Source organism: Algoriphagus sp. 10J20-15, from assembly GCF_055809615.1.
Genome location: NZ_JBVVUG010000044.1, coordinates 52367 through 78485, shown reverse-complemented (window position 1 = coordinate 78485; position 26119 = coordinate 52367). Strand labels below are relative to the sequence as shown.

Below are 26119 nucleotides of genomic sequence, written 5' to 3'. Positions count from 1 at the left end.
CGATTTGATTTAGGGGAAAACAATAACTCCTTTGGCATTCTTTCCAGTAAGCATATCATCAAATGCCTGCTGTAAGTCTTCCAAGTCGTATTCTCGAGTGATCATCTGATCCAGCTTTAGCTCTCCTTTTTTATAGAGCTGGATGATTTTTGGAAAATCTAGTTGAGGCCGGCATTTGCCGTAAAGTGGATTGATGTAGATCTTGTCCCATTCAAAAAGTCTCATATCAATACTGATTTCCTCTTCTATGCCACTGACTTGGACGGCCGTTCCGGCATTCCTCACCATGGCCAATGGCGCAGCACCCAAAGCCGGAATAGCAGTGCATTCAAAAGCATAATCCGCCCCTCTTCCACCCAAAAGCTCTTTTACTTGTTCCGCAGCTGTCAATAGTCCCGTATCATCCTTTTCTGCCAGAATCAAATCTGTCGCTCCAAATTCCCTCGCGAACTCTAGCTTGTTAGGATTCACGTCTATCGCGATGATCCGGGAGGCACCGGAAATTTTACAGGCATTGATCACGTTCAGGCCAACGCCTCCGCATCCCAAGATCACTGCAGAACTTCCAGCCTTAAGCTTGGCAGCATTGACCACCGATCCATATCCCGTCATCACCCCGCAACTCACAATACTTGCCGCGGAGAAATTAAGATCTTTCTCACTGACCTTGACCACTGCTGATTCCTTGACTAAGGCATACTCGCTGAGTGTGCCTAGGTTAAAAGAACGCTCGATGCTTTTTCCATTCCACTGCGTACTGGCAAGATTGGCATGACCGGGCGTATGTCCATTTTCCCCTGCTACTACAGGCGAATTGTTTTCGCAGATATGCTGATGACCTTCCTGACATTGAAAACATTGCATGCAGGGTGTAGCCCAATTCAAGATCACCTGATCTCCTACCTGCACACGTTTCACTGCAGAGCCTACGTTCTCGACTATACCCGCACCTTCATGTCCCATCACGATGGGCTTGCCCCAAGTGAGGGAATCATAATCTGTATGACAAAGCCCAGCGGCTTTCATCTTTACCAAGACCTCGTCTTCCTGAGGATCAGAAAGCGTCACTGGGCTGATGATAAAAGTGCCGTCGCCCATTGCTACCGCACTTTTAGAAGAAATTGACATAATGGGTTTATTTAAAATTGTCTAATGACTCTGTTAAGCTAAGATGATTGCAGCCTTAAATTCCAGCTTAGAATCTTGGAGTTTCGCTTTGTCTAGTAATTGTCTAGTTTTTATAAACTTTGTTCCCCAGACATAGGCTTTGGCATGATTCACAGCATCCACTGCAAGCAACTTTTCCCCTTGGAAATACCAGACTGAGAAACTTCTATCGCCTTCTTCCCTGCGGAAAACAAGCTCTGTGAAGCCTTCCGATAGACCTACGATCTGCAATTTGACATCATACTGATCTGACCAAAACCAAGGAATAGCGTCGTATGCGATTGCCTTGCCAGCGATAGCAGCCGCTGCTATTTTCGCCTGATCGACGGCATTTTGAACACATTCCAAGCGAACAAAACGATCGAAATGGATATTGTGATGGTAGGTGCAATCCCCGATCGCATATATATTCGAGTCATTGGTTTGGCCATGAGCATCTACATGAATGCCGTTTGATACTTCCAAACCCGCACCTGCAGCCAACTCAGTATTGACATGAATGCCGACACCCACCACGATTAAATCAGCGGGAAATCGTGCTCCATCTGAGCATATTACTTCAGCGATATGGTCCGTGCTCTCGATGGCAGTGATGTTTTTATTGGTGAAGATTTCTACCCCGTTTTCTGCATGTAGCTGCGCAAAAAAGTCTGACATTTCAGAGGTCGTGATCCGGGAAAGGATTCGGGCTTCCCGCTCCAAGACAGAAACTGAGGCCCCCAATTTTTTGAGCGAAGCAGCGGTCTCTAAGCCAATGTATCCACCCCCGATAACCACTACCTTGGGGTTTGGTGTGCGACTAAGCACCTCCCGGATTTTCTTGACGTCTGAGGCCGTCCGTAGCGGAAAAACATTGGATGCTTCTTGAATCCCCACAATAGCCGGAATAATCGGCCTCGCTCCTGTCGCTAAGACTAATTTATCATAGGATAAAGAGCTTTCATCGTGCAGGACAATCGTCTTCCCCTCGCGATCAATCGAGTTCACTTTCAGGCCCAACCTCAGCTCGATTCCTTCCTTAGCATAGCTATCTTCCGCTTTCAGCAAGGTATAGCCGCTCTCCTCTGTGCTTTGCAAATAGGTTTTAGAAAGTGGTGGGCGATGATAGGGAAGCTGTGGATCGGAGTCAATCAGCACGATCTCTCCTAGCCAACCTTCTTTGCGCAGGGCGAAAGCGAAATTCACGCCCGCATGACTAGCACCGACTACCACGCAACGTGAAAATGAGGCCTCTTTCAATTCAGGACTCACCTAGCCACGTTTAAAACCAATCCATCAATGGCATCTGAGATTTCTATCTGACAACAAAGTCGGCTAAACTCATTGGCATTGTCATCCAATTCGAGCATATCAGTTTCTATCTCGCTAGCTGCTCCCGCCCTTTCCAAACCCTCAGGACTAAGATACACGTGACAGGTCGCGCAGGAGCAAACGCCCCCGCAGTCGCCATCGATGCCTGTGACGCCGTTTGCTACTGCCAGCGCCATCGCTGAACCGGCATTGCCTTCGAGTGTAATAGATTGTTTGTCTCTTGTAATAAAAGTGATTTTTGCCATGGGATTACTTGTTTAGTGGACTGAGTTTTACAGTAAGTTGATGATAGCCAACCTTACGCCTATACTGCTTCCAGTCTTCTATATTGTCTTCTGAACTCAGAATTTCAATTTTTCCTATTTGATGCGAAAGTGTAGAAAGCAGGATCCGCATGATTTGTCTTGAATGAGTAGCACCCAGACAGTTGTGGTGACTAAAGCCGAAGCCAACATGTGGATTGACCTTCCGATCCAGCACGATTTCGTTGGGATTTTCGAAAACCCCTTCGTCTCGATTTGCAGAAGCCCAACAAAGTGAAACCCGGCTTTTCGCTTTGATCGCATGCTCACAGACCTGTGTCTCTTCCGTGACTTCTCTTCCCATTTGCGTCAGGGGCGAAAAATATCGGATCATTTCCTCCACCGCATTCCCGATCAGCTCTGGTTCTTGGCGCAAGCGCGCCAGCCCCTCGGGGTGATCGGCAAAGTATGCGATCGCATTGGTCACCGCATTGATCACTGTGTCCCTGCCTCCTGCGAAAGTCAAAACCATCACACCCTTGGCTTCCTCTTTGGTCAGTTTCTTTCCCTCAACTTCTGAATTGAGCAAAACCGAATATAAATCCTCACCGGGCTGCGCAATTGTCCGATCGAGTTGTGCGTCGATATAGTCATATAGCACATTCGCCTTGTCTCCATCGAGTGCTTCTCCCTCACTACGGAAAACGTGTGTACCCCAAGAAATCCAAGTCTCGGACTCCTCAAGAGGGGTATTGAGCAGAAGCGTCAAGGCCTTGGATTGGAGTGGCAGAGCAAAGTCTTCCACAATCTCAACGATCTGCTTACAAAGCGCGTCCGCGACGATTGACTCAATCTGAGCGGTTAGTTCATCTTGATATGCTGGATCCAAAGGACGTCTAAACCAAGGTTCGATCAAGGCTCGGTATGCTCCATGCTTCGGCGGATCTACCTCAAAGGGTATCTGTCGCGTGTCCCGAATGGTAACTTCCGAAGGAACCGCGATTCTCCCAGGCTGAGTCTCTGAAGTAAAACTCTTGTAATTATGCGCTGTCTTCCGCACATCTTTGTGCCGCAGCAACATCGTGACCTTGTCATTCTGATCGTCTATTTCAAGAACGCCATCTTCTTTTCTGGCTGTTTCAAAGGGATCAGGAAAAGTGCTTGTTTTCATTTGTTCAGGTTTTGGGTTTCTTCATCCGTAATCAACTCTACAGAGTATCAGGTTTTTTCTATTGAGATAAATAGTCGTTTTTGACAGATAAGTTATCTATCCTGTCGACTATTGGAAAAAATCACGTAGTTTCAGACCAAATAGAATATTTTCATGAACAAATCCATGTTACGATGAAACCCATATTGGAACCCATTCCTCTCGGTAGTTTGAGGTCAATTCAGAGCTTTTGCTTTGCGAAACCAAGCTTCGAAACTCCTTGGCACTTCCATCCAAAACATGAACTCACCTATATAGAGCAAAGCGTCGGCACCAAGTTCATCGGAGATTATGTAGGGTCCTACGAGCCCGGAGAACTTGTGCTGCTTCGCTCGAATCTCCCTCATTGCTGGAGAAATAGCGTTCACGAAACCGACTTAGCAATCTCCTATGTGGTGCAATGGAATGTAGGTATTTACCCTGAAATCCCTGAACTGAAAGCTATTCACCAGCTGTTGAAGACTGCCTCTAAAGGAATCATCTTCGAGAAAGCCGATGTCTCTGAGCTAATTCCACTTTTCAAAAAGCTTCCGGAACTCACTGCTCCAGAACAATACACTCAATTGCTTTCTCTTCTCCAGCGATTGACGGATTGTCACTTTAAATCACTCTCTGAGGCAAGTTTCATCGACAATCTTCCCTCAGAATATGGTTCTCGTATGGCCAAAATCCATGATTTCGTAGCAGAAAACTATGGAAGAAAGATTTATCTCCGGGAGCTTTCCGAACTGATCAATATGTCCGAGCAGTCCTTTTCCCGGTTTTTCACCAAAATGATGGGCAGGTCATTTTTCACCTTTCTCAATGAATATCGGGTGAATATCGCCGCGCGTTTGCTTTTGGATTCGGATTATTCCATTGCACAGATTTCGTATTCTTGTGGGTTTGAATCTCTTCCCTTTTTCCACAAAAAATTTCACCAATCCTATCAACTCACTCCGGCGAGGTATAGAAAGCAACATCTTGCTATTCGTTGATCAGAGACGATTTTTTTCAAATCATCCACACAAGCCTATCAATCCTCCCAGTGCTCATCTATCACTTTTTGGATCTCAGGATACTTGGCATCCGTCTCATTCAATGCTTTTCTTTCCGCAAGTATATCTGCTTTCAGCTTGGCTACGATGTCCTTATAAGCCGGATCATTATACCGATTGTGCAATTCATTGGGATCGTTTTCCAGGTCATAGAGTTCCCAGGCTACTGGAGTATCATACCCCAGACTCCGGAGCTGACCTTCCCAATAAAAATTCTTCCAATCCGACTCCGGCAGGTAGTGCTTGGCATAGTAAAAGATCAGTTTGTAGCGATCGGTTCGGATCCCAAAATGCGCCGGAACCCAATGATGGATCATGTGCATCCAATAGCGGTAGTAGGTCGCTCCCCTCCAATCCGTCTCAGTCTTGCCCGCCAGCGTGTTGGCAAAAGATTTCCCCTGCATATACGAGGGAACTTCCCCACCCGCTAAGCTGATCATAGTTGGCGCAAAGTCGGTATTATTGATCAATAACTTACTGCTGGAGTTTGCCTTCACAAGCTTAGGATAGTGAACGATAAAGGGCATTCGCATTGACTCTTCCAGCATCCAACGTTTGTCTATCAAGTCATGCTCTCCCAGCATCATGCCCTGGTCACCGGTGTAGATGATCACGGTATTTTCCCACAAGCCCTCTGCTTTCAGATAATCAAATAGGCGTCCCAAATTATCATCCACACCTTTGACGCAGCGCAGGTACTTTTTTAGATATTCTTGATAGGCAAGATGAGTGCCTTCTAATCCTCGAACGGTATCGTTTACAAAAGTCTCCACGTAGTTGCGCAAGATATGCCGATCAGACACAGAAGTCCCGATTACCGGCTTTAGCTTTCCTAAGTTGCCCACCGTGGCATCAGATCCATAGTAAGGCTGACTATACAAACTGGCAGGTTCTGGTATTTCCACATCCTCCAAATATTCCTCATATCGAGGCGCGTATTCGAACATGTCGTGAGGCGCTTTGTAATGATGCATCAGAAAGAAAGGCTTTGTTTTATCTCTTTGCTGTAGGTATGCTAAAGTCCTATCGGTAATTACATCCGAGGAATGACCTTCGTACTGGATCTTATTATTCGGCCAAGCCCCATTTGTTTTGGTCATGAGATATGGGTCAAAATACTCTCCTTGAGAGTCTAGCACTTCATAGTAGTCAAAAGCGGCAGGCTCTTGCTTCAGATGCCACTTTCCGATGATCGCAGTCGAATAGCCCAATTTGCTCAACTCCTGCGGCAGATATTGATTAGCTGGAGCCAGCTCGCCATCCAAATCCAGCACCCCATTGGTTTGGGGATACTGCCCCGTCATGATCGTGGCTCTGCTTGGCGTGCAGATCGAATTGGTAGCAAAAACCCGATCAAACCGCATCCCTTGACCGGCCAAATAATCTAAGTTAGGTGTAGGATTTAACGTCGCCAATCTCCCTCCGTAAACTCCTACAGCTTGGGTGGTATGATCATCGGACATGATGTAAATAATGTTGGGTTGCTTTTTATTTTGCGCCGGCGAAACGGAGGCGATAAGCAGAAAAAGGAAGGCTAAATAGGGTCTAATCATAGCTGTATGTTTAATTAAATGAACAATCTAAGTTTTTCCCTAGCGAAAGAATTATAGCAACTGATTTAAGACAAACGCCTGCTTTTGAGGGCACTTAGATCACCCATCTTCCAGCTTTTCCAGCAAAGGGATTTTGATTTAATTACTGATTAAAAGAAAATTCTAATTCCCCATTGCGATCACCACTATTCCTATCACCATACAGGCCACTCCGGCGTAAAGCAGTTTCTTAGACTTTGGCGAAGCTGAAATCCACTCTTTGGTGATGATCCCACTTAGTATCGCAGTGACTACGCAGGAAGTATTGTAGATCGCATAACCTACCGTATTTCCAGATTCTCCCAGTTTGAAAGCTGCAAAGGCAAACAGTGCTGAAGCCGCATAATGGAAGACGGCCATGATTAGAATCAAAATGAAATTCTTGCTAAATGAAGGAGTCTTGAACGCAGACCATGCTTTCTTTTTGGATAAATGATAACCAAAGTATGCCGCCATCACGACACCACCACTTATAAAAATCGGAAACATAACCGCCACTGCTGTCACCCAATCTGCATTTCCCTGCGCTTGGCTTGCTTCGTGTAAATAGGGTCTCCCCACAGCATTCGCATAGCTAAATCCTGTCGCTAACAAACCTCCAATTACAGCGATCAGTATCCCTGTTGCCATAGAGCCTTTGGTGTCTACAGTCAGGTTGTTTATGTTTGCCAAAGCCTCGTCTTTCTCACGGATCAAACCAGCTTTTCCTTTGAGAATAACACCAAAAAGCACAACCAATATACCGATCAGAATCAGAATCAAAGACTCTTTATCGGGCAAGCCATCCACGGCAAATGGAATCAGAGAACCGATAAAAATGACAGTACCAATAAAGATTGAGAATCCCAGTGAAAGCCCGATGTGATTGATAGCTTTGCTCCACATCATCACTCCGATCCCCCAAAGGAAGCTTGCTAAGCCCATTTTTAGCCAGAGTTCTGCGGGCATCTCTCCGAAAATCTGACCGAAACCATCTATCAATAGAACTGAGGCCACGATAGGCACTACAAACATGGTCAATAAAAAGAAAAGGCTCCAGGTATTTTCATAGGTGAAACCTTTGGTAAACTTCTCTGGCAAAGCGTACAGACCAAGCATAACGCCGGCGGTGATTGCCAATAAAACTCCTTCAGTCATTTTGGTTGAATTTTGGGTTGAATTATTATAGAATTAGTGAAAACTGTACTTGGTCATGGAGTCGAACTCTTCGCCAGGGTTCAGGATAGTGCCCGCAAGGCCGGGGAGGTTTGGACCATTGGGAAATCGATGGGTCTCGCAGCAAAATCCACGAAATTTTCCGAATGCATGTCCGCTTTCCCGGCGCAAGGAATCGCAGGTATATTTTCCCGTATAGAAAAGCATCCCCGGCTCATCGGTAGTGATATCCAAAGAGATACCTGTCTCGGCACAGGTGATTTCAGCTACTTTCTCAAATTTGAAAACAGGCTTATCAAATACATAGTAATGCTCAAAACCATCATTCATTTCCTGATGCACCTCGGCTATTATCTTGGCTTGACTTAAATTATCGGGTTGCTTTTCCAAATCAATCACATAACCTGTCACCGCTCCTGTAGCATCCATAGCCAAGCGGCGACTTGCTGAGATCTGAGCACTGTGCCCAAGAATGTTATTCTTGAAACCACTTAGATTGAAGTAAGTATGATTGGTGACGGCCAATGGCGTAGGTGCATCTGTCTTGGCTTGGTAGCGTATACTGAGTTCATTGGATTCATTCAAGGAAAAAAGAACTTTGACCGCTACATTGCCAGGGAAACCTTCCTCCATATCCTCACTCAGTAAGTTCATCTCCAGAGATGAATCGGGTGAATCCTCCACTACTTTGGCGGACCATATTTTCTTATCGAATCCGACCGTACCTCCATGAAGGTTATTCCCTCCACCATTACCTGCGAGCTGATAATCTTTGCCATTCAAACTGAATTTTGCATCCTTGATGTGAGAGCAATAGCGACCTATAGTTGCGCCGAAATACGGGGAATTAGCCTTATAATTCTCAGAAAAATAGCCCTCCAAGGAATCAAATCCACAGGCAATCTCGGTCAGGTTGCCATCTCGATCAGGCACCTGAACCGATGTGATTGTAGCTCCATAATTCATTATTTTCACCTGCATTCCATTTGAATTGCTCAGGGTAAATAGCGTGATGGTCGCATCTCCTATCCGGCCAAAGTCAGTTTCTGTCGGTTTCATAAACTTCGGTTAAGCATGTAAATAAGGGCTGAGTTTTTCCCAGTCAAACACAACTCCTACACCGGGAGTGTCAGGAGCCACTGCCCTGAAATTTTCGACAACAAGTGGCCCTGGTGGTATATTCATCTATTGGAAAACTATGCACCTCCAACCAACCCGCATTGGGCTGCGAGGAGACTAAGCTTACGTGCAATTCCTGCATGCCATGTGAACAAGCGGGTACGCCATATTTTGCAGCTAACCGAGCCGCTTTGAGCCAACCAGTGATTCCTCCACAATTCGAGGCGTCAGGCTGTATAAAAGAAAGCTTTGCCTGCTCCATCGCGTACTCATACTCATGGATGGTATGGAGGTTTTCCCCCATCGCCAGCGGAAAACCAGTCCTATCTACAATCTCTCCATAGCCTAGGTAATCATCAGGAATAATAGGTTCTTCAAACCAAGTAATGTCGTACTCTCTGAACCCTTCAATAGCCTTGATAGCCTTTTCCACATCCATGGAGTAATTGGCATCTACCATGAAAGTGACATCCGGACCAATGAACTTCCTCACCGCACAAATACGGTTTAGATCTTCCTGCAAGTTTGGACGGCCGATTTTGATTTTCACGGCATTGAATCCCCGGGCAAGGTAGCTTTCTATATTATGTAAAAGCTTTTCCAGTGGAAACTGCAAATCAATTCCCCCACAGTAAGCTTTGCAGGTGTTATCTGCCCCGCCTGCCATCTTCCATAATGGTTGATTTGCTTTCTTGCACTTAATGTCCCAAAGTGCAATGTCAATGGTAGAAATAGCAAAAGAGGCAATTCCCCCACGTCCCACATAATGGATATGCCACTCCATGAAATCGTAGATTCCGTCTATATCACTCGCATCTTTTCCCACCAGAACTCCAGCGAAGTCATATTCTACCATCGCCTTAATGGCATGACCTCCTTTGCCTCCGGTATAAGTATATCCGGTACCCTCACTCCCATCTTCCAGAGTAATGGTCGTAGTCACCAATTCAAAATGGGTATGATCGCCATGCTTGGCATCATTTAAAACTTCCGGTAAAGGAACCTTGAAAAGCTTACAGTTTACTTCTTTTATCAAATTGCTCATGATCTGTTATAGTTGACGTAGAAAGTCTTTTTCTCCAGGTACTGCTCGAAGCCATACTTGCCATCTTCACCGCCACTTCCGGAAAGTTTGTATCCATTGTGAAAGCCTTGATGTTGCTCTCCGTGACCTCTGTTGACATAGATTTCTCCATATTCCAGTTCCTCGTTGCACCGCATGATCAGGTTCATGTCGTTAGTAAAAACCATCGCCGCCAAGCCATATTCACAGTCATTGGCATAGCCGATCACCTCGTCGAAAGACTTGAACTTCATCACAGGAAGTATGGGACCGAAAGACTCTTCATGCATGATGGTCATGTCCTGAGTCACATTGGTCAGTACAGTTGGCTCAAACCAATAGCCCTTTTCAAATTCAGCTCCAGCTGGACGTTTACCTCCGGTCGCTACAGTGGCTCCTTCAGCGATGCTGATCTCTACCAGCTTTTCCATGTGGGCCAACTCAGATTTATTGACCTTTGGGCCCATGTCTGTATCGTCCAACATCGGATCGCCCACCTTCAGTGCTTTAGTCTTGGCAAGGAATTTTTCCATGAAAACCTCGTAAACATCTTCCTGCACATACATGCGCTCATTACAAGTGCATACTTGCCCACAGTTGTCAAATCGAGAATGGAGCGCCGAATCCACGGCAGCATCGATGTCTGCATCAGCAAAAACGATAAAGGGTGCTTTTCCTCCCAACTCTAGCTGGACATGAGTCAGGTTCTTGGCTGCATTTCTCGCAATATCCTGACCTACAGGAGTAGAGCCAGTCATAGTTACCATCTTGGTGATCGGATGCTCCACCAAAGCGGTCCCCATTGCCCGACCTGGACCGGTAAGGATGTTGATTACACCTTTTGGGATGCCTACTTTATTGGCAAGATTTCCCAGTTCCAAAGTTGCCAACGGAGTCTCCGAGGTTGGCTTCATCACGATGGTATTTCCAGCTACCAATGCAGGGCCGAGTTTCCTTGCAGCTAGTGCCAAAGGAAAATTCCAGGCTGTGATCGCCACTACTACTCCACGGGGGATTTTCTGAATCCAAATCTGCTCCCCGGGATTATCCGAAGGAATAATATCTCCTTCGATTCTTCTCGCTCCTTCGCAGGCATATTCTATAAATGAAGCCGTCACAGCAACTTCACCTTTGGCTACTTTTAGCAGTTTCCCTTGCTCTTTTACCAGCAATTCAGCCAAGTAATCAGCGTTTGCTTTGATCTCTGCTGCTAATTTATAAAGCAACTCTGCTCGTTTTCTTGGAGGCATCTTGCCCCAGGATTTTTGCGCAGCCTGTGCCGCTTCCAATGCTTTTATTGCCTCAGCCACTGTCCCATTTTGAACTTTGGCCACCACTTCTTCCGTGCTCGGGTTGATGATATCTATGGTCTCACCAGATTCGGATCTGACCCATTCTCCATCGATGAATAATTTGTATTCTTTTATATCTGACATATTGATCTCATTAAAGGTGAGTTATCTACCCATCCAGCCTCCATCGACTAGCATGGTCGTGCCGTGCATGTAAGCGGCGGCATCTGAACAAAGGAAAACAGTGGGTCCAGCGAAATCTACCGGCTTGCCCCAGCGTCCGGCGGGAATTCTGGAAAGAATCGAAGCCGATCTTTCGGGGTCATTTCTTAATGCTTCGGTATTATCAGTATCGATATCTCCTGGTGCGATAGCATTGACATTCACCCCTTTTCCTGCCCATTCATTGGCAAAAGCCATAGTCATCTGACCGATAGCTCCTTTGGAAGCGGCATAACCGGGCACGGTAATTCCGCCTTGGAAGGTCAATAGAGAAGCTGTAAACACAATCTTTCCAGATCCTCTAGCGATCATCTCTTTCCCAAATTCTCTGGTGAGGATGAATTGGGAATTTTGGTTGACCTCGATCACCTTATCCCACATCTCGTCAGGATGCTCAGCTGCAGGCGTACGCAAAATCGTCCCGGCATTATTGATCAGGATGTCGATCACCGGAAAATCCGCCTTCACTTTTGCGATGAATTCATAGACTGCTTTTCTGTCGCTGAAGTCACAAGCGTAGCCTGTGAATTCCCGTCCAGTGGCTAGCACAGCCTGCTCCACGGCTGATCCCGATTCCTCCAAAGTGGCACTCACGCCTATGATATTTGCCCCGGCTTCTGCCAGACCTATCGCCATTGCTTTACCTATTCCTCGCTTGCAACCTGTGACTAAGGCTGTTTTGCCATCTAATCTAAATGTGTCTAATACTGCCATATATGCTTTTATTAGGGTTTAAAAATTAAAGTTGACAATCCATCAATACCTTCAGGCCTTCAGGATTTTTGTCAATTGATTCAAATACTTGTTGGATGTTGGAAAGAGGCTGCACGTCGGTGATCATCTTTTCAAAAGGAAGCTCATTCGCAGTTACCAGCTCAATTGCCTTTTCATAGTCCTCTTTCTCGTAAACTCTGGCACCGATGAGTTTCAATTCCTTCCAGAAAAACTTGAACAAATCCACCGGTTTTTTCTGCCCGTGAATTGCCACCATCACTATTCTGCCACGGATTCCCGCTACTTCCGTCATCACATCCAAAGCCGGTTGAACTCCCGCGACCTCAAATACGACATCTGCCAATCTTCCTTCCGTTTGCTCTCGCACAAACTCTACAAGGTCTATTTTGGTAGGATTAACCGCCTGAAGACCAAATTCTCCAGCCATCTTGATTCGGGTTTCATTCACTTCCGAGATGATGACCTTTGCACCAGCTTCCTTAGCTACCAGTGCCACAAGAAGGCCAATTGGGCCTCCGCCGAGTACGACAGCTGTTTCTCCTGCCACCAATCCAGACATGCGTACGTCATGTACCGCTACAGATAATGGCTCGATCAAAGCGGCAAGTTTTAAGTCCGTTTCAGCTTTAAGCTTGTGTAGCACAAACGCTGGAACATTCCAGTATTGCTGCATGGAACCTGGCTATCGATCCCGATGAATTTTAATTTTTCACAGATATGATTGAAGCCTTTGTCAGATGCTTTTACCAAGCGATCGTCCAGAGGACGAACCACTACTTTTTCACCAACTGCATATCCGGTGACATCGTCTGCGACTGCGTCGATCACACCCGACATCTCATGACCTATAGTCTGGGGGATGCTTACCCGCTTGTCCATCATGCCGTGAAAGATGTGAACGTCTGTGCCGCAGACGCCGGAATAGGCGACTTTGATGCGGACTTCTCCTGATTTTGGCGCGTCGATTTCCTTCTCAATCACAGTGAAGGATTGATTGCCATTGTAAACTGTTGCTTTCAAAATGTTTTTGTTTTTTAGGTTTGCTTACTCTCCTTTAGCCTTGTGCGTAGTTTTTCGTGCTGACGAAAACCTCATGATACTTTGGTAATTGTAGCTGTTGTAGATGTGGGAAAGTCCCCATCGAAGGATCTCCGTAGGTTCCTTTTCTGTATCTGCCGTCCGGTTCAAGCCGATGGCATGTGGCGCTCCTTGGATGGAGGACATTATTTCAAAATTTATCCCGTCAGGCGACCACTGAATCGTATTCTTTTCAGGCCCGTCCGTCGCTGATCAGCGAAGCTATTCCGCCATTGTATGGCCATACGCAGAATCTCACGACCACTATTACTGATGGGGTTGAATTCAGACTTGACGTAAGGACCCTTTGGATTGTCGGCTATAGCCACTCCATGTCGGATCTGACGACCACCAAAGGTGATCTCTTCGCCCATTTGCTCGCCTTTATAGTAGAGATAGAACTTCCCTTTGTAAGGAAGTATGCAGGGATCATGAACCTTGTGACTATCAAAATCACCTTTTTTCTCCACTGCAAAGCGATCCTGCTCCTCGCCTTTCCAGATACCGTTGTCAGCCGGGCTCAGAATGGGCTCTTCGCTTTTGGTCCAAGGACCATCTGGAGAGTCTGACCAAGCCAGTCCGATTTGATTTTTTACGCGGACGGTGTAGGGAGATTTTACCGTTTGATAGGTCAGATAGTACACCCCATCGTGTTTCATAATCTCAGTAGTAAATACCGAACGGTCATCATAAGCCCCAGGCTCTCCTCGACCTACAGCCATCCCCTCTTCCTTCCAAGTCCAACCGTCTTCCGAGGTTGCATACCAGATATCGCATCGATCCCAGGGAAAACCTTGTCCTTCTCTATATCGCCTGCAAATCCATCCGTCGGCCCGACACTCTTACTGTACCAGACGTAATATTTTCCATTTTCAAAGATCATGGCGCTGGGATCTCTGCGAACTACACCTTCTTCGTAAGCAAGATCACCTTTGAGAGGCTGAAGACCGGAAAATTCTATAAACCATTCATTACCGATATTTGGCCACTTTAATGCGCGCTTAGAAGCAGCACTAAGATGATCTGCATTAGTAATTCCAAGTTTGTCTAATTGCTCTGGGCTGACAGTGATTTCTTCTTCAGAAGTAGCTATTTCTTTTTTTGATGCAGGATCACAAGCCTGTAAAAACATAACTCCTAATAAGGAATATAGAAGTGATTTGTAATTCATATATATTTTTCATTTTGGGTTTTACTTACTTATTTACTTTGAAAAAAGATTATAATCTGAAACCAACACATATTTATTTTATTAAATCATCCAGCCAAAAAGTTGTCTAAATTTCCAACATCAAAATCAGGCACTTTTATAAGCTTCATTTCAAAAAGGAAGCGTCGAGAAAAACATTTTTTATATCCTTTCGCTTTGAACAAATATGAGATTTGAAAAGAATAATACCCCAGAATCCACCTAGACAAAAACTGAACAAGGCGATAAAAAGTCTGAAAAAGCAAAAAATTATTCTGGACGATCTATAAATTGTCCTAACAAATATTCCGAAGCGGCCTTCACTTCAGAATATTTTGTAAAAAACAGTCAATACAACCCAAAACAAGCCCAAATACGCCAAATGAATCAATTTCATTTCGAATTATCATCATTCCTTTGTTATAGCAAGCCTTCAAAAATCGTTGCGATTACCCCCTTGATTTGTGTTGTTTTTGTCTTGACAATCTTGACGAACCTGACAAGTCTTGCGCAAAGCAACTCTACAAGCAGAGAAAACCCCTTTAAATCCAATGAACTTAAGTACAGCAATTCGGACAGTTCAATTCTTCAGTTAAAAAATGCGATAGAACTACACCGAGATAATAAAGACACAGTGAATTTGATACTTTCACTGAATGAATTATCAAGTATGTATGCCCATTTACTCGACTATGGAAATTCATACGATGGCTACTGGGAAGCTTTAATTTTAGCGGATCAAATCAACAACAATCTATTCAAAGCAAAAATATATCAAGAGTTGGGGTGGCTATATAGTTTTTATCATCGCGATGAAGAAGCTCTTAAGTATTTCAATCTTGGACTTACTATTAATAAGGAGTTATATGAGCTAAAAATAATTGATGCAACTTATATAATAAGTGACTATTTCTCACTGATTAACTTTTACCGCGTCAACGGAGATTACATTACAGCTGCTAAATATCTTGATAGTTGCTATCAACTTCAGAAGGAAATAGGCAATCCTCCTATGAACTATGTGGTGGCAGAAGATGGCTATCTAGACGGCATGCAAGGTGACTTCGACAGTGCTTTCGAAAAGCTAGCAGAGTCACAGAAATTCTTCGAAAAAAATGACCGCTCGTACTTAATCGTGATCCATACCATGCTTGGGAATGTATTTAGAAATATGGGCGATTTGGCCAAAAGCGCAGCGGAATACAATCAAGCTCTCGAACTTTCCAAGCAATTTCAATCCCATTCCAATTATAAATTAATGTCACACGAAGCTTTGGCTTCTATCTATGCGCTCACCAATGATTTCCCACGTGCATATCAGCACTCCAAGGAAGTCAATGAGATAAACGCTGAGATTTTTGGTCCTGATAGTAAAAACAACAAGCATCTTTTTGCAATCAATGACCAATACAGGCTTCAAAAAGAAAAGGAAAAAGAATTGATCAAGGAGCAACACATTGCTAAACTAGAGAACGAAGAAAGAATAAATACCTTAAAATTATGGCTATTAGGTGTAGTTCTGGTCTCTCTGGTAGTTTATGGGTACTTGCTAGTTCGCAACATTCGTAGAAAACACCTTTTGGAGAAATCAGCACTGGCAGAAAGAAGGCAAATGGAACGGCAGAAGAGTAGTGAGATTTTGGAATTGAAGAACAAGGAGCTGACAGCTACTGCACTGCAACTTATAGAAAAAGATGAATTTATAGATAAACTCAAAAACAACCTTTCTGATGACAAAGGATTGGTAGATGTGAATAGTCTAAAGCGGATGATAAAATCGGTTCAGGGAACTCCGGGTAGTAACTGGAAGGAGTTTGAAGCTAGGTTCACAGCTATCAACCAAAGTTTCTACGAAAATCTGCAAAAGCAATATCCAGAACTTTCCCAAACTGATCTAAAAATCTGTGCTCTCGTTAAGCTGAATTTCAGTAGTAAGGAAATGGCATCGCTGTTAGGAATATCTATAGAAAGTGTTCATACTTCCCGGTATAGACTTCGAAAAAAGTTCTCAATCGACAGAACCGAAAATCTTACCGAATTTATAGCTCAGTTCTAATGGCTATTTCTTTTTAAACATATATAGAAACAAACATATTCTTCCCTTCTAAATCTAAACACTGGCTCAACTGGGACAGTGTTTTTTTGTCTATAAAGAATCCAAGCATTTGAGCTGGATTTGAGATAAAAAAATATTCCGTCGAGTCATCAACCGCCAAAAAAGGCTTCGCAATCGATATTTTAATCGATTTGTTCAGTTTTAATCGAGTTTGAAAAATGGCTTGTATTGTTTAGGATCTCTACATTGACCGAGGTTTTAAGATCAGAAATGACTCTAGCAACATAAGAGACATCCTTGATTTTTCTACCAAAACAATATTAACCTAAACTCAAAATCTCGTATGAAACAACAATTTTACTGCTGGAGGAAAACCCTCCCGATAACGCTTGTTTTGTTGTGCTTATGGATACCATTTGTATCTGCACAGCAGCAAGTAAGAGGAAAGATCATTGATGATCTTGGAATAGCACTACCTGGTGCATATCATTATAATAAAAGGCACCACCACAGGCACCATATCTGATGTAGATGGTAACTATTCTATCTCTGCAAAAGAAGGGGATGTAATAGTATATACTTTCATCGGGTTTAACTCAGTAGAACGGACAGTAGGGAATGCATCTGAAATCAATGTGCAGATGACTCCGGATACTCAGAGTTTGGATGAAGTAGTAGTGGTCGGCTACGGTACACAAACCAAAAAAGAAATCACCGGCGCAGTAGCGCAAATCAAGGCAGATGCTATTTCTAAAGCGCCTGTATCTGACGTGGGTGAAGCGATACAGGGACAAGTGGCTGGTGTGGATGTGCAAGCAGCAAGTGGCCGTCCAGGTCAAGCAGCTAATATCCAAATTAGAGGAGTAGGCTCACTGATGGGCGCTTTGGAACCACTCGATGTAGTGGATGGAGTCCCATATCAAAGCAATCCAAATATTTCTCCAGATCAAATTGAGTCTTTGGATATCCTAAAAGATGGAGCAGCAGCTTCTGTCTATGGCACCAGAGCATCCAACGGGGTAATATTGATAACTACCAAAAGAGGGAAAAAGGTAATATGGTAGTGGACCTCAACGCATACGCTGGGGTACAAAATATCACCTCAGGTACTCCATTGATGAATTCTCAGCAGCAGATGTATGCTGAAGAGGTAAAACTGGAAGCCTTAGGACGTGATCCCCTGATCTTCTTTTTCAACCCAGACGCATTGGACTATGACACGGATTTCGTAAGTGATGTGCAAAATAACAATGCACTCATTCGAGAATTATGGAATTGGCGTATCCGGTGGTACCGAGCATCTTTCGGTAAACTTCAACTCTAACTACTTCAATCAGGATGGTATATTGATCAACTCTGGATTTGACAGGCTTAGCAATAGACTTACAGCCCAGTTTAATAGAGGGAAATTCAAAGCATTCACAAGTATTGGTTACACAGAGGAAAACAGAACTCAAGAACCTTGGTCACTTTATGAATATTCCATCGCTCAGCGTCCATGGCTAGCTCCTCTTAATTCATTACAGACAGTAGGAGAAAACAATGTGCAAATCCCTGTAGACAATGCTATTCTATACAGCTACCTGTCTAGAGAACTTGACAATGTGGATGAGCGAAAAGTCAACACAAGCAACATCGCGCTGAATTTAGAATATGAAATATTAAAGGGCCTTAGCTATAAAATCAACTTAGGTAGCAACCCATATAACTATAGCAGAAATTTCTTCAGACCTCAATATTTGGTTACCAATAGAGATGGTTCTTTCAATCCTACAGCTTCTAGGCAAGATGCGCTTCTAAATGAAGAATTCACTTTCTCACAGAGAAATACAATAGAAAACATTCTTTCCTATTCAAAAGAATTTGGCAAGCATAAGCTAAATGTAACTGGTGTTGCATCATGGGAGAAATTCACTTCCAAGCAAATAGGAACAGGAATTATTGGACTTCTGAGCAATAAAACCCCAGTTTTGGGAGCAGGACAGCAAGCGACTAAGCCGACTAGTTTCGACTATACCAATTCACTGAGCGGTTTGATGGGTCGAGTGCAATACAATTACGACGAGCGCTACTTGATCTCTGGAAGCTTTAGAAGAGATGGCTCTTCAAATTTTGGTCAAAGCAATGTTTATGGTGACTTCTTCGGTGTGTCCGCAGGATGGAATATTTCAGAAGAAGGTTTTTTCAGAAATGGAAATACTGAATTCATTGATAACTTCAAAATCCGTGGAAGTTATGCTCAAGTGGGAAATCAAAGCATTCCTCCATATACCTATGCCAGCCAGATTGAAAGTGGTGTGAATTACATTTTCGGTTTTGATGAAGAACTATACAATGGTGCTATTCAGAGAAGGTATTCTAATCCTAATGTAAAGTGGGAATCTAGTATTTCTTCCAATCTTGGTATAGACCTCGCCATGTTCTCAAACAGATTAAACTTCACTGCTGACGTTTACAAAAACGACAAGCAGGACATGCTTTTGCCAAGAGCAACTCCCCCATCCGGTGGAGCTTTCCACCCAGGCGCAACTGGGACATACAGCACTATTATCGTGAATGCTGGAAACATGACTAACAAAGGGATTGAACTTTCACTATCCTATAGAACAGAATATGCCTCAGGTTTCAAATGGAATATCGCCTCTACATTTACTAAAAATGTAAATGAAATCACTGATTTGGAAGGAATAGAACGAGGGTATGGAAATGGACAGCCATCTTCTTCCCTTGGTCCAAACGTGGATTACACGACTTTCTTTGCCGTAGGCTATGAAGCAGGAGCATTCTTTTTAGTACAGCATGATGGAATAATAAAAACCCAAGAGCAACTAGCGGACTATAAGAAAATTGACCCTAGCGCTCAGATCGGTGATATGATGTACAAAGACCAGGTGACTGAAGATACTAATGGAGATGGGATTCCTGATACCGGAAACAACCGCATTGATGAAAACGATCGTGTATATTCGGGTTCTGGTCAAGCCAAATTCAACATAGGTTTGAGTACAAATTTTGACTACAAAGGCTTTGATCTGTTTGTACAAAATTACTTTTCCTATGGCGCAAAATTGTACAACGGCGCTAAATACTATGCCTATACCCAAGGCCGTCACCTAGATCAATACTACATGTGGACTCCGCAAAACTCAGACACTGATATCCCTACAGATCGAGGAGATGGTTACCACAACAACGTGAGAGCGAGATCTGATTTCTTTTTGGAAGATGGCACTTACTTCAGAATCAGAAATATTACGCTAGGATATACAATTCCACTTTCTGCTACTGGCAAGATCGGAGTGAATAAAGCGAGGATTTACGGTACCGCTATGAATCCATTCACTTTCACCGAATACACTGGCTATGATCCTGAAGTGGGGGAAATGGTATTAACACTAGAGGTGTAGACCAGGCGTAATTACCCGGTATCCAGAAGATTCATTTTCGGTGTACAGATCCAATTCTAATCTTAAAAAAGCAATCCAATGAAACTCAAAATATATAAAAGATCCTTTGCATCGATCGCCTTATCTTCAATGCTTCTCTTCGGATGTGGTGTAAATTTTCTGAAGAAACAAATCCAAATGCCATAACTACCGATACCTTTTGGGAAACATCCAAGCAATTCCAATCTGGGCTTGCTACTGTCTATGGAGCGTTACAGTTCCAATCTATCAGCGGAGCAGGTTTGATTAATGAGATGATCCTCGGAGATATAGGTGGCACCGAATCCTGGTATAGACCTACCGCCTACAGAAACCTTACCTATAACGACGCCAGTGATCAAGTAACTGACAAGTGGAATGAGCTCTACATCGGAGTCTTCCGAGCCAATCAAGTGATCAACCAAATACAAGAAGCTGATCCTAGCCTTTTTGCTGAAAATGAAAAAGAGACAATTGAGGCTGAAGCTAAATTTCTTAGAGCATTCTTCTATTTCCAGTTAGCACATACCTACGGAAAAGCGGTCATCCGAACGGAAATACCCGTGACTGATGAAGATTTCAATTTGCCTCCAAGCACAAAGGAAGAAATCCTAAACACGGTGGTATTACCAGATTTAGAGTTTGCAAAAACTCATTTACCTAAATCCTGGGATGATAAAAATAAAGGAAGAGTTACTTGGGGAGCCGCAACTTCTCTATACGGTAAAACCTTGCTATTCCAAGAAAAATGGTCTGAAGCGGCAACAGAATTCAAAAGTGTAATTGATTCTAAAGTGTATGCACTGACTCCAAAAATCAGAGATAACTTCTCCGAAGAAAATGAATTCAATGAGGAATCAATTTTCGAAGTGGCATACAATAGCGAAATCAATCCGGGCGCAAATGGGTCAGTGGTAGATGATGATCCTGGTAGAACAGGGGCAGAAGCTACAGCTATTGCTACGGGACTCGGACAATTGAATTTCGGTGCGTATAACACGCTTTTGCCTAGCTACTACCTCCATGAACTATATGTAAATGACGAGGTAGATCCAAATAACTCTATCAATAAAGACAACACCCAATCAGTAAGAATGTCTGCCTCAGTAGTTCCTATCAATGGTGAAGGATTGTATTACCAACTACCAATCGGCACACGTGGCGGATGGGCTTTTGGACAAAGTGCTTATATCAAAAAACATACAAATTGGTATCACCAACCAAATGAAGATGGCAATGCTAGATCTGGAATAAATTTCAGACATATCCGCTTAGCCGATGTGTATCTCATGTACGCTGAAGCGCTGCTCAATGCAGGTGGATCTGTGGATGAAGCTATTGAATACATCGATCTAGTGAGAGCTAGATCGGGAGTGGTCACTATCAGGCAATACTTGACTGAAAACGGCAATACATTCCCGCAGCTTCATATCAGCAAGCAGGTTCATGGGACTCAACCAATGGTCGCTCCTACTGCGGATAACATCATGACCCATATTCGCCGGGTGGAGAGGCCATTAGAGCTAGCTTTTGAAGGGCATCGTTGGAAAGACCTTGTAAGATGGGGAATAGTGAAGGAGGTTTTTGATGAGCTTCGCCAGGATGAAGTATGGAGAGAGGCAAACAAAGCTTCCATTTTTGATCAAGAACCTCTTTTCATCGCAGAAAGGATCAGACCTGATTTCTTGCTTTCATCAGCCAATTATTCTCCTACCGTACACAATTACTTCCCTATTCCTGCTTTGGAACTCCAAAACAATAATCAAATAGGTAATTAATCCAGACTCAAATGAAAAAATATATCTATATCATAAAACTAATGATGGTGGCCGTGTTGCTACAATCATGCGAAGATCCTTATGAAGGCATGAACTTGAATGAGGCAAGCAATCAGGTTATTTTTACCTCCGAAATGGATTTTGAAAACACCATTCAAATTAATGGCGAACTCGCGTTCGGAGACGTTTCATCAGGTGTAGTGTCACGCACTTGGACATTTCCAGAAGGTGTAGTCGATATCGAAGGCTCTGACAACGACGTTACCTCGACTGAAGCTACGGTTAAAACAACTTTCAAAATGCTCGGCGAACATGAAGTTAAACTTCATCAGGTTTTCAAAGACAATGCTTTTGTGGGATTAGAACAGCGCGGAAAAGAACTCGATACCACAATTGTAGTGAAAGTACTAGGAGAAGTGAAATTGGCTATTACTGCTAATATCATAAACAGCGATGGCACTGTAGGTGAGGCACTTAATCTTCAAGATGGCGCACTCAATGAGGTGATGGCTGGGAATTTCATCAGATATACCGTTACTTCTGAAGGTGAGCCTGCACAATACCAATGGAATTTAGACGGAGGTGACCCACCATACTCAGAGGAGTTGGTGGAAACGCTTGATGTTCGATATAAGAAAGTTGGCGAATTTGATTTTGAATTAATCGCTTCACGAGATAGACCTCAGGGTGAATTTGTTTTTGCGCTAGAAAATTTTCTAAAGATCATTCCATCTACCGAGCCAGTCTCCTTGGAAGGTGCTCAAGAAAGAGCCGGTGGAATTGCATTAAACTTTAGCAGAGAGATGAATGGAAACACGCTAAATCCTGCTGATTTCACCGTGAATATTATAAATAATGGTAACCAAATAGCAACTTCAGTTTCTTCAGCCACTTTGGATCCAAATGAAGGAAACTTTGTGATTTTGACATTGGACAACCAGTCCATCTTTAATGATGATATAGTCACAGTCTCTTATACTCAAGGAGAATTGGCTACAGCAGATGGTGTGAAATCTGATGATTTTGAAGCTGTCCCGGTAGTTTTCATAGGAGAAAACATCCTTAAGAAAACTGCTTTTGACTACAGCTTTGAAAACTCAATGGCTACTAATTGGCCTTACCAATGGTGGGGAGCGCCATGGGATAAGTATAAATTCAACCTTAGTACAGTCAAATCATACGATGGCAAAAAGAGCGCCTATGTTACCATGGAACCAAATGGCGGCATGATCATAGGCCACACCGACAATGCTAATGTACCGATCACTTTTCCAGTGGAAAAAGGAAAAACCTATGAAATCGGAGTTTGGGTGTATATGGAAGACCTGGGAAACAGCGACCCTGCAGCAAATCCTCCAGACTTGAGATTCTATTGGGCACCTGACACAAACTGGGGTGTGGGTCCAAACCCTGAATTTTCTGCAGATTTTGAAATTGGAAAATGGGTGTACAGTTCTACTCTAGTGGAGTTTGCAAACACTGGAAACTATAACATCAACATCCGTGGTGCCAACGCAGGAAATGCCCAGACTATCAAGTTTTACATGGACAACATTTCTATTTCAGAAGCAAAATTAAGACAATAGGTAAATAAGGAGATTGGGTTTCAACAGTATAAGGGTGGCCAAACATATGAATGGCCACCCCTATCTTTTTTAAGGGAAAGGATTCCAACCGAAATAGTTAATACATCCCATTTGTTGTAATAAAGTAGCCAGAATACCCGGGCTTCATTTGTACCACATTTTTTTTAGTTTAAATAAGTAGGCTTATCAATCAGCGAACTTTTCAAAAAAATCCTCTGAATCCTTTATATTCTCCAAGCCTAAAATATAGCAAACCTCAGAAAGATCAGAGAAATCTAAACCACCAGCCGCAACAGCTTTGTTATTATATCTCCCGTCTTTTCCATTGTATTCATTAGAAATATCAATTGCAAGCTCCCAAATCTTGCTCAATTTTTTATTTGACATCATTCCTTCAACATCAAGTTGCTCAGAAGTTTGAAAACCTGGCGAACCATTCCCTACTGCATTTCCATCAGGTATTTTGTGATAGTCAGTAGTTCTCTTGACAAATCCCAAGGCCTCCGGGGAAGTAGATTCCTCATTCCAATCACTGTGTTGAACTACATGAATACGCTGAGAAACATCAATCGTCGGCATCTCGGATTGAACAGCCTTAACCAGTGCAGCCGAAAAATCGGACTGGCCTGCCTCAGCTATCCAAATATCTCCTTGCTTAGAAAGAACAGCTTTTACCTGAATCATCGTTTCTTTGATAGCCTGATTGAAGTCCGCATCAGCGTCTGACCAATTTTTCCCGAAGGCTAGATTAAACAAATCATTTGGTGGAACATAAAGCCCTTTCTGAATTCCATAGGTACCGGCAATGGGATAAAAGTTGAGCTTGGAGTATTCCTTATTCGCAACCAAAGTCATAAAAGCTGCAAGGGTATGCAGATCGTCTACATCAGTTTTGCAATCAAGTTGAAGCAACAACAAGTCTTTTTTAATATCAAAATCGATCTGTAAGTTTTCCAGGATTATCTCCAGCAATAGTTTGAAATGATAATTGCACCAGGGCAATTGTCATCGTAAGTAAAAATTTGATTTTCATCTTGGGTTAAGTTATTAGGTTTAAATGGCTTATGTATTTGCTAAATCCCTCAAGGACAGCATGGAGAACTCCAGGTATTTTTTCTGTGGAAAGTACCTAAAGTTTGAAGTTAAAAAAAAACCCAGACATATGCCTTTACTTTTCTAACATCAAACCCTATCTATTATGCCATGTTAATACCCATAGCTCTAGCCTTGCGCTATTTCTCAGTTGAATTGCATCCTTTTTCATCCTATACTTTAGGGCATAGGCGGTGGGCTAATTTAGGTATTTCAAATGCTATCCAACTAAACTAAAATAATCAAGAGTAGGAATCCCCTACCTATCAGCTCCTATCACCTTCACTGTCTTGCCATCTTTGCCGCTGGTCCGGGCTTTTTGCTCCACGAAATAGGGCTGAAAAGTATAGGAAGAGTTCGGGTCCCAGGTGGAATTGTACTCTGGCAATAGCTTCTTCATTTTCCTGATTCTCTTTGCATAGGTTGGGTTACCTGCGAGATTAGAAAATTCATAAGGATCAATCGTATGGTCGTACAATTCTTCAGTCCCATCTTCATATTGAATGTACCGAAAACCATCAGCCTTGATTCCATGGTTATTCATTCCATAGGTTGTAAGGGCAAATGCCTTTTTCTCATGACTTTTTCCTTGCATGGTTGACACCAGACTTTTCCCCTCATTCTTATCATATGACGGCAGACCACATAGTTCCAAGAGCGTCGGATAGATCGAGAGCATCTCAGCAGGAGAGTCGATTACTTTTCCCTTTGGTAGAGTTGGTGCGACAAAGAGCAACGGGGCTTTGGTGGCAGATTCCCATAAGCCATGCTTGGCAAAAGTCCCTTTCTCCCCCAGTCTATATCCATGGTCTGACCATAGGACAATCACGGTATTGTCGGCATGCCCGCTTTTTTCTAAAGCATCCATTACCCGTCCGATCTCGTAGTCTACAAAACTGACACATGCCAAGTAGGCTTGGATTATTTTCTTCCATTCTCCGGATTCAATCGCCCACTCGGTAGAGGACATCATGGGCAAATCATTGATCTTAAGTCCAACTTCTGGAATATCATCGAGATCATTTGACAGGTAAGGAGCCACCCTGAATTTCACTCAGAGGGTGTATATCAAACCATTTTTGAGGTACATAGAGCGGTACATGTGGTCTCAAAAATCCCAAGCCCATAAAGAAGGGCTCGTCATATTCCTTGTTTAATCGTTCTATCACCCAGTCCACTGACTGATGGTCCGGCATCAGAGAATCGTACTCGGGAAAAGCTCCCCAATCGGTACTGGTACGTCCATAGTTTTTGCGATCTGAGGTACCATAACCGTCCCACACATATCGCTCATCAGGCAAAGGTCCAAAACCTTTTTCCCTTCCTCCCGACTCATCAAAAAGTCCTTCTGGGGCATGGTCATGAAACAGCTTTCCAATTCCCATGGTATAATATCCGTTCTCCTTGAAATACTCTGGGGAGAAAAGTTAATTCTGAGGTCGTTGAATTTTCGCGGATCTTTGATTCTTTCGTCACTGATCATCCCGTAGATCCCAGTAGTCGAGGGACGCAATCCAGTCATGATCGAAGCCCGTGAAGGGCCGCACAGAGGAGCTTGGCTATGTGCATTTGAAAATAATACACCTTTGGCCGCTAATTTATCAATGTTGGGAGTTTTGGGTATCAGAGTAATCATTGAGCACCCCAATCCAAGTGTTTAGGTCATCAACGGAGATAAACAGGACATTGGGCTTAGATGATTTCTCTTGATTTGATTGGGCCAATGAAGCCTGAATCCAAACGAATAGAGCCAGTGGTACTAAAACAAAAC

Annotated in this window: 25 protein-coding genes and 1 pseudogene; 7 read left to right on the top strand and 19 right to left on the bottom strand. The window is 43.4% G+C overall.

What is annotated here, in order from left to right; translation table 11 throughout:
- Window positions 1–9: 9 nt before the first annotated feature.
- The 4 genes from AC0L6R_RS18680 to AC0L6R_RS18665 are packed head-to-tail and all read right to left on the bottom strand — an operon-like array spanning window position 10 to window position 3891.
- The gene (locus AC0L6R_RS18680) at window positions 10–1128 is read right to left on the bottom strand and encodes a Zn-dependent alcohol dehydrogenase (protein WP_473272592.1); all 1119 of its coding nucleotides are present in this window, start codon (window positions 1126–1128) and stop codon (window positions 10–12) included.
- A gap of 33 nt (window positions 1129–1161) precedes the next feature.
- Window positions 1162–2418, bottom strand: coding sequence for an NAD(P)/FAD-dependent oxidoreductase (locus AC0L6R_RS18675; protein ID WP_473272591.1), 1257 nt, complete (start codon window positions 2416–2418; stop codon window positions 1162–1164).
- Window positions 2415–2723 (bottom strand): 2Fe-2S iron-sulfur cluster-binding protein, encoded by a 309-nt coding sequence (locus AC0L6R_RS18670; RefSeq protein WP_283412747.1) that lies wholly within the window; start codon window positions 2721–2723, stop codon window positions 2415–2417. The genes AC0L6R_RS18675 and AC0L6R_RS18670 overlap by 4 nt, the downstream gene beginning before the upstream one ends.
- A 4-nt stretch (window positions 2724–2727) precedes the next feature.
- On the bottom strand, window positions 2728–3891 hold the full coding sequence (locus AC0L6R_RS18665) for a cytochrome P450 (protein ID WP_473272590.1): 1164 nt from the start codon (window positions 3889–3891) through the stop codon (window positions 2728–2730).
- Between the two features lie 173 nt (window positions 3892–4064).
- Between AC0L6R_RS18665 and AC0L6R_RS18660 the strand changes: the two genes are divergently transcribed.
- Window positions 4065–4907 (top strand): AraC family transcriptional regulator, encoded by an 843-nt coding sequence (locus AC0L6R_RS18660; protein ID WP_473272589.1) that lies wholly within the window; start codon window positions 4065–4067, stop codon window positions 4905–4907.
- Window positions 4908–4945: 38 nt separating this feature from the next.
- Here AC0L6R_RS18660 and AC0L6R_RS18655 read toward each other — a convergent pair whose 3' ends face one another.
- From AC0L6R_RS18655 to AC0L6R_RS18605, 11 genes are all read right to left on the bottom strand, one after another.
- Complete coding sequence (locus tag AC0L6R_RS18655; protein ID WP_473272588.1) at window positions 4946–6520, bottom strand: sulfatase family protein; 1575 nt, start codon at window positions 6518–6520, stop codon at window positions 4946–4948.
- Between the two features lie 162 nt (window positions 6521–6682).
- Window positions 6683–7696, bottom strand: a complete 1014-nt coding sequence (locus AC0L6R_RS18650) for an L-rhamnose/proton symporter RhaT (RefSeq protein ID WP_473272587.1) — start codon at window positions 7694–7696, stop codon at window positions 6683–6685.
- Window positions 7697–7729: 33 nt separating this feature from the next.
- Complete coding sequence (locus AC0L6R_RS18645; RefSeq protein WP_473272586.1) at window positions 7730–8773, bottom strand: aldose epimerase family protein; 1044 nt, start codon at window positions 8771–8773, stop codon at window positions 7730–7732.
- Window positions 8774–8843: 70 nt separating this feature from the next.
- Complete coding sequence (locus AC0L6R_RS18640) at window positions 8844–9878, bottom strand: mandelate racemase/muconate lactonizing enzyme family protein (protein WP_473272585.1); 1035 nt, start codon at window positions 9876–9878, stop codon at window positions 8844–8846.
- Window positions 9875–11332 (bottom strand): aldehyde dehydrogenase, encoded by a 1458-nt coding sequence (gene aldA / locus AC0L6R_RS18635; protein WP_473272584.1) that lies wholly within the window; start codon window positions 11330–11332, stop codon window positions 9875–9877. The genes AC0L6R_RS18640 and aldA overlap by 4 nt, the downstream gene beginning before the upstream one ends.
- 21 nt (window positions 11333–11353) lie before the next feature.
- Window positions 11354–12124, bottom strand: a complete 771-nt coding sequence (locus tag AC0L6R_RS18630) for an SDR family NAD(P)-dependent oxidoreductase (RefSeq protein WP_473272582.1) — start codon at window positions 12122–12124, stop codon at window positions 11354–11356.
- Window positions 12125–12149: 25 nt separating this feature from the next.
- Window positions 12150–12818 carry a zinc-dependent alcohol dehydrogenase gene (locus tag AC0L6R_RS18625; RefSeq protein ID WP_473272580.1) on the bottom strand — a complete coding sequence of 223 codons (669 nt, stop codon included), beginning with the start codon at window positions 12816–12818 and terminating at the stop codon, window positions 12150–12152.
- The gene (locus AC0L6R_RS18620) at window positions 12755–13165 is read right to left on the bottom strand and encodes an alcohol dehydrogenase catalytic domain-containing protein (protein WP_473272579.1); all 411 of its coding nucleotides are present in this window, start codon (window positions 13163–13165) and stop codon (window positions 12755–12757) included. Before AC0L6R_RS18620 ends, AC0L6R_RS18625 begins: the two co-directional genes overlap by 64 nt.
- A gap of 24 nt (window positions 13166–13189) precedes the next feature.
- Window positions 13190–13369, bottom strand: coding sequence for a hypothetical protein (locus AC0L6R_RS18615; protein ID WP_473272577.1), 180 nt, complete (start codon window positions 13367–13369; stop codon window positions 13190–13192).
- 11 nt (window positions 13370–13380) lie between these two features.
- On the bottom strand, window positions 13381–13944 hold the full coding sequence (locus tag AC0L6R_RS18610; protein WP_473272576.1) for a glycoside hydrolase family protein: 564 nt from the start codon (window positions 13942–13944) through the stop codon (window positions 13381–13383).
- Entirely contained in the window at window positions 13935–14393 is a 459-nt protein-coding gene (locus AC0L6R_RS18605) for a hypothetical protein (RefSeq protein WP_473272575.1), read from the bottom strand. The genes AC0L6R_RS18610 and AC0L6R_RS18605 overlap by 10 nt, the downstream gene beginning before the upstream one ends.
- Before the next feature lie 505 nt (window positions 14394–14898).
- Here AC0L6R_RS18605 and AC0L6R_RS18600 point away from each other — a divergent pair.
- From AC0L6R_RS18600 to AC0L6R_RS18575, 6 genes are all read left to right on the top strand, one after another.
- Window positions 14899–16467 carry a tetratricopeptide repeat protein gene (locus AC0L6R_RS18600; RefSeq protein ID WP_283412758.1) on the top strand — a complete coding sequence of 523 codons (1569 nt, stop codon included), beginning with the start codon at window positions 14899–14901 and terminating at the stop codon, window positions 16465–16467.
- Window positions 16468–16946: 479 nt separating this feature from the next.
- Window positions 16947–17531 carry a TonB-dependent receptor plug domain-containing protein gene (locus tag AC0L6R_RS18595; protein ID WP_473272571.1) on the top strand — a complete coding sequence of 195 codons (585 nt, stop codon included), beginning with the start codon at window positions 16947–16949 and terminating at the stop codon, window positions 17529–17531.
- Window positions 17525–17791, top strand: coding sequence for a hypothetical protein (locus AC0L6R_RS18590; RefSeq protein ID WP_473272568.1), 267 nt, complete (start codon window positions 17525–17527; stop codon window positions 17789–17791). Before AC0L6R_RS18595 ends, AC0L6R_RS18590 begins: the two co-directional genes overlap by 7 nt.
- Complete coding sequence (locus AC0L6R_RS18585; RefSeq protein WP_473272565.1) at window positions 17718–19874, top strand: SusC/RagA family TonB-linked outer membrane protein; 2157 nt, start codon at window positions 17718–17720, stop codon at window positions 19872–19874. Before AC0L6R_RS18590 ends, AC0L6R_RS18585 begins: the two co-directional genes overlap by 74 nt.
- Before the next feature lie 143 nt (window positions 19875–20017).
- A complete protein-coding gene (locus tag AC0L6R_RS18580; protein ID WP_473272563.1) occupies window positions 20018–21670 on the top strand; it encodes a RagB/SusD family nutrient uptake outer membrane protein in 1653 nt (550 codons plus the stop codon).
- Between the two features lie 11 nt (window positions 21671–21681).
- Window positions 21682–23256, top strand: a complete 1575-nt coding sequence (locus tag AC0L6R_RS18575; RefSeq protein ID WP_283412761.1) for a carbohydrate binding domain-containing protein — start codon at window positions 21682–21684, stop codon at window positions 23254–23256.
- 186 nt (window positions 23257–23442) lie between these two features.
- Here the strand turns inward: AC0L6R_RS18575 and AC0L6R_RS18570 are convergent, their stop codons facing one another.
- The 4 genes and pseudogenes from AC0L6R_RS18570 to AC0L6R_RS18555 all read right to left on the bottom strand — a co-directional run.
- Window positions 23443–24228, bottom strand: coding sequence for a hypothetical protein (locus AC0L6R_RS18570; protein ID WP_473272559.1), 786 nt, complete (start codon window positions 24226–24228; stop codon window positions 23443–23445).
- A 379-nt stretch (window positions 24229–24607) separates the two neighbouring features.
- Window positions 24608–25390: a sulfatase-like hydrolase/transferase gene (locus tag AC0L6R_RS18565; protein WP_473272558.1), complete on the bottom strand. Its 783-nt coding sequence runs from the start codon at window positions 25388–25390 to the stop codon at window positions 24608–24610.
- Window positions 25368–25733, bottom strand: coding sequence for a hypothetical protein (locus AC0L6R_RS18560; protein WP_473272765.1), 366 nt, complete (start codon window positions 25731–25733; stop codon window positions 25368–25370). Before AC0L6R_RS18560 ends, AC0L6R_RS18565 begins: the two co-directional genes overlap by 23 nt.
- 134 nt (window positions 25734–25867) lie before the next feature.
- Window positions 25868–25984, bottom strand: a pseudogene (locus AC0L6R_RS18555) (sulfatase-like hydrolase/transferase); the annotation flags it as partial.
- Window positions 25985–26119: the final 135 nt, after the last annotated feature.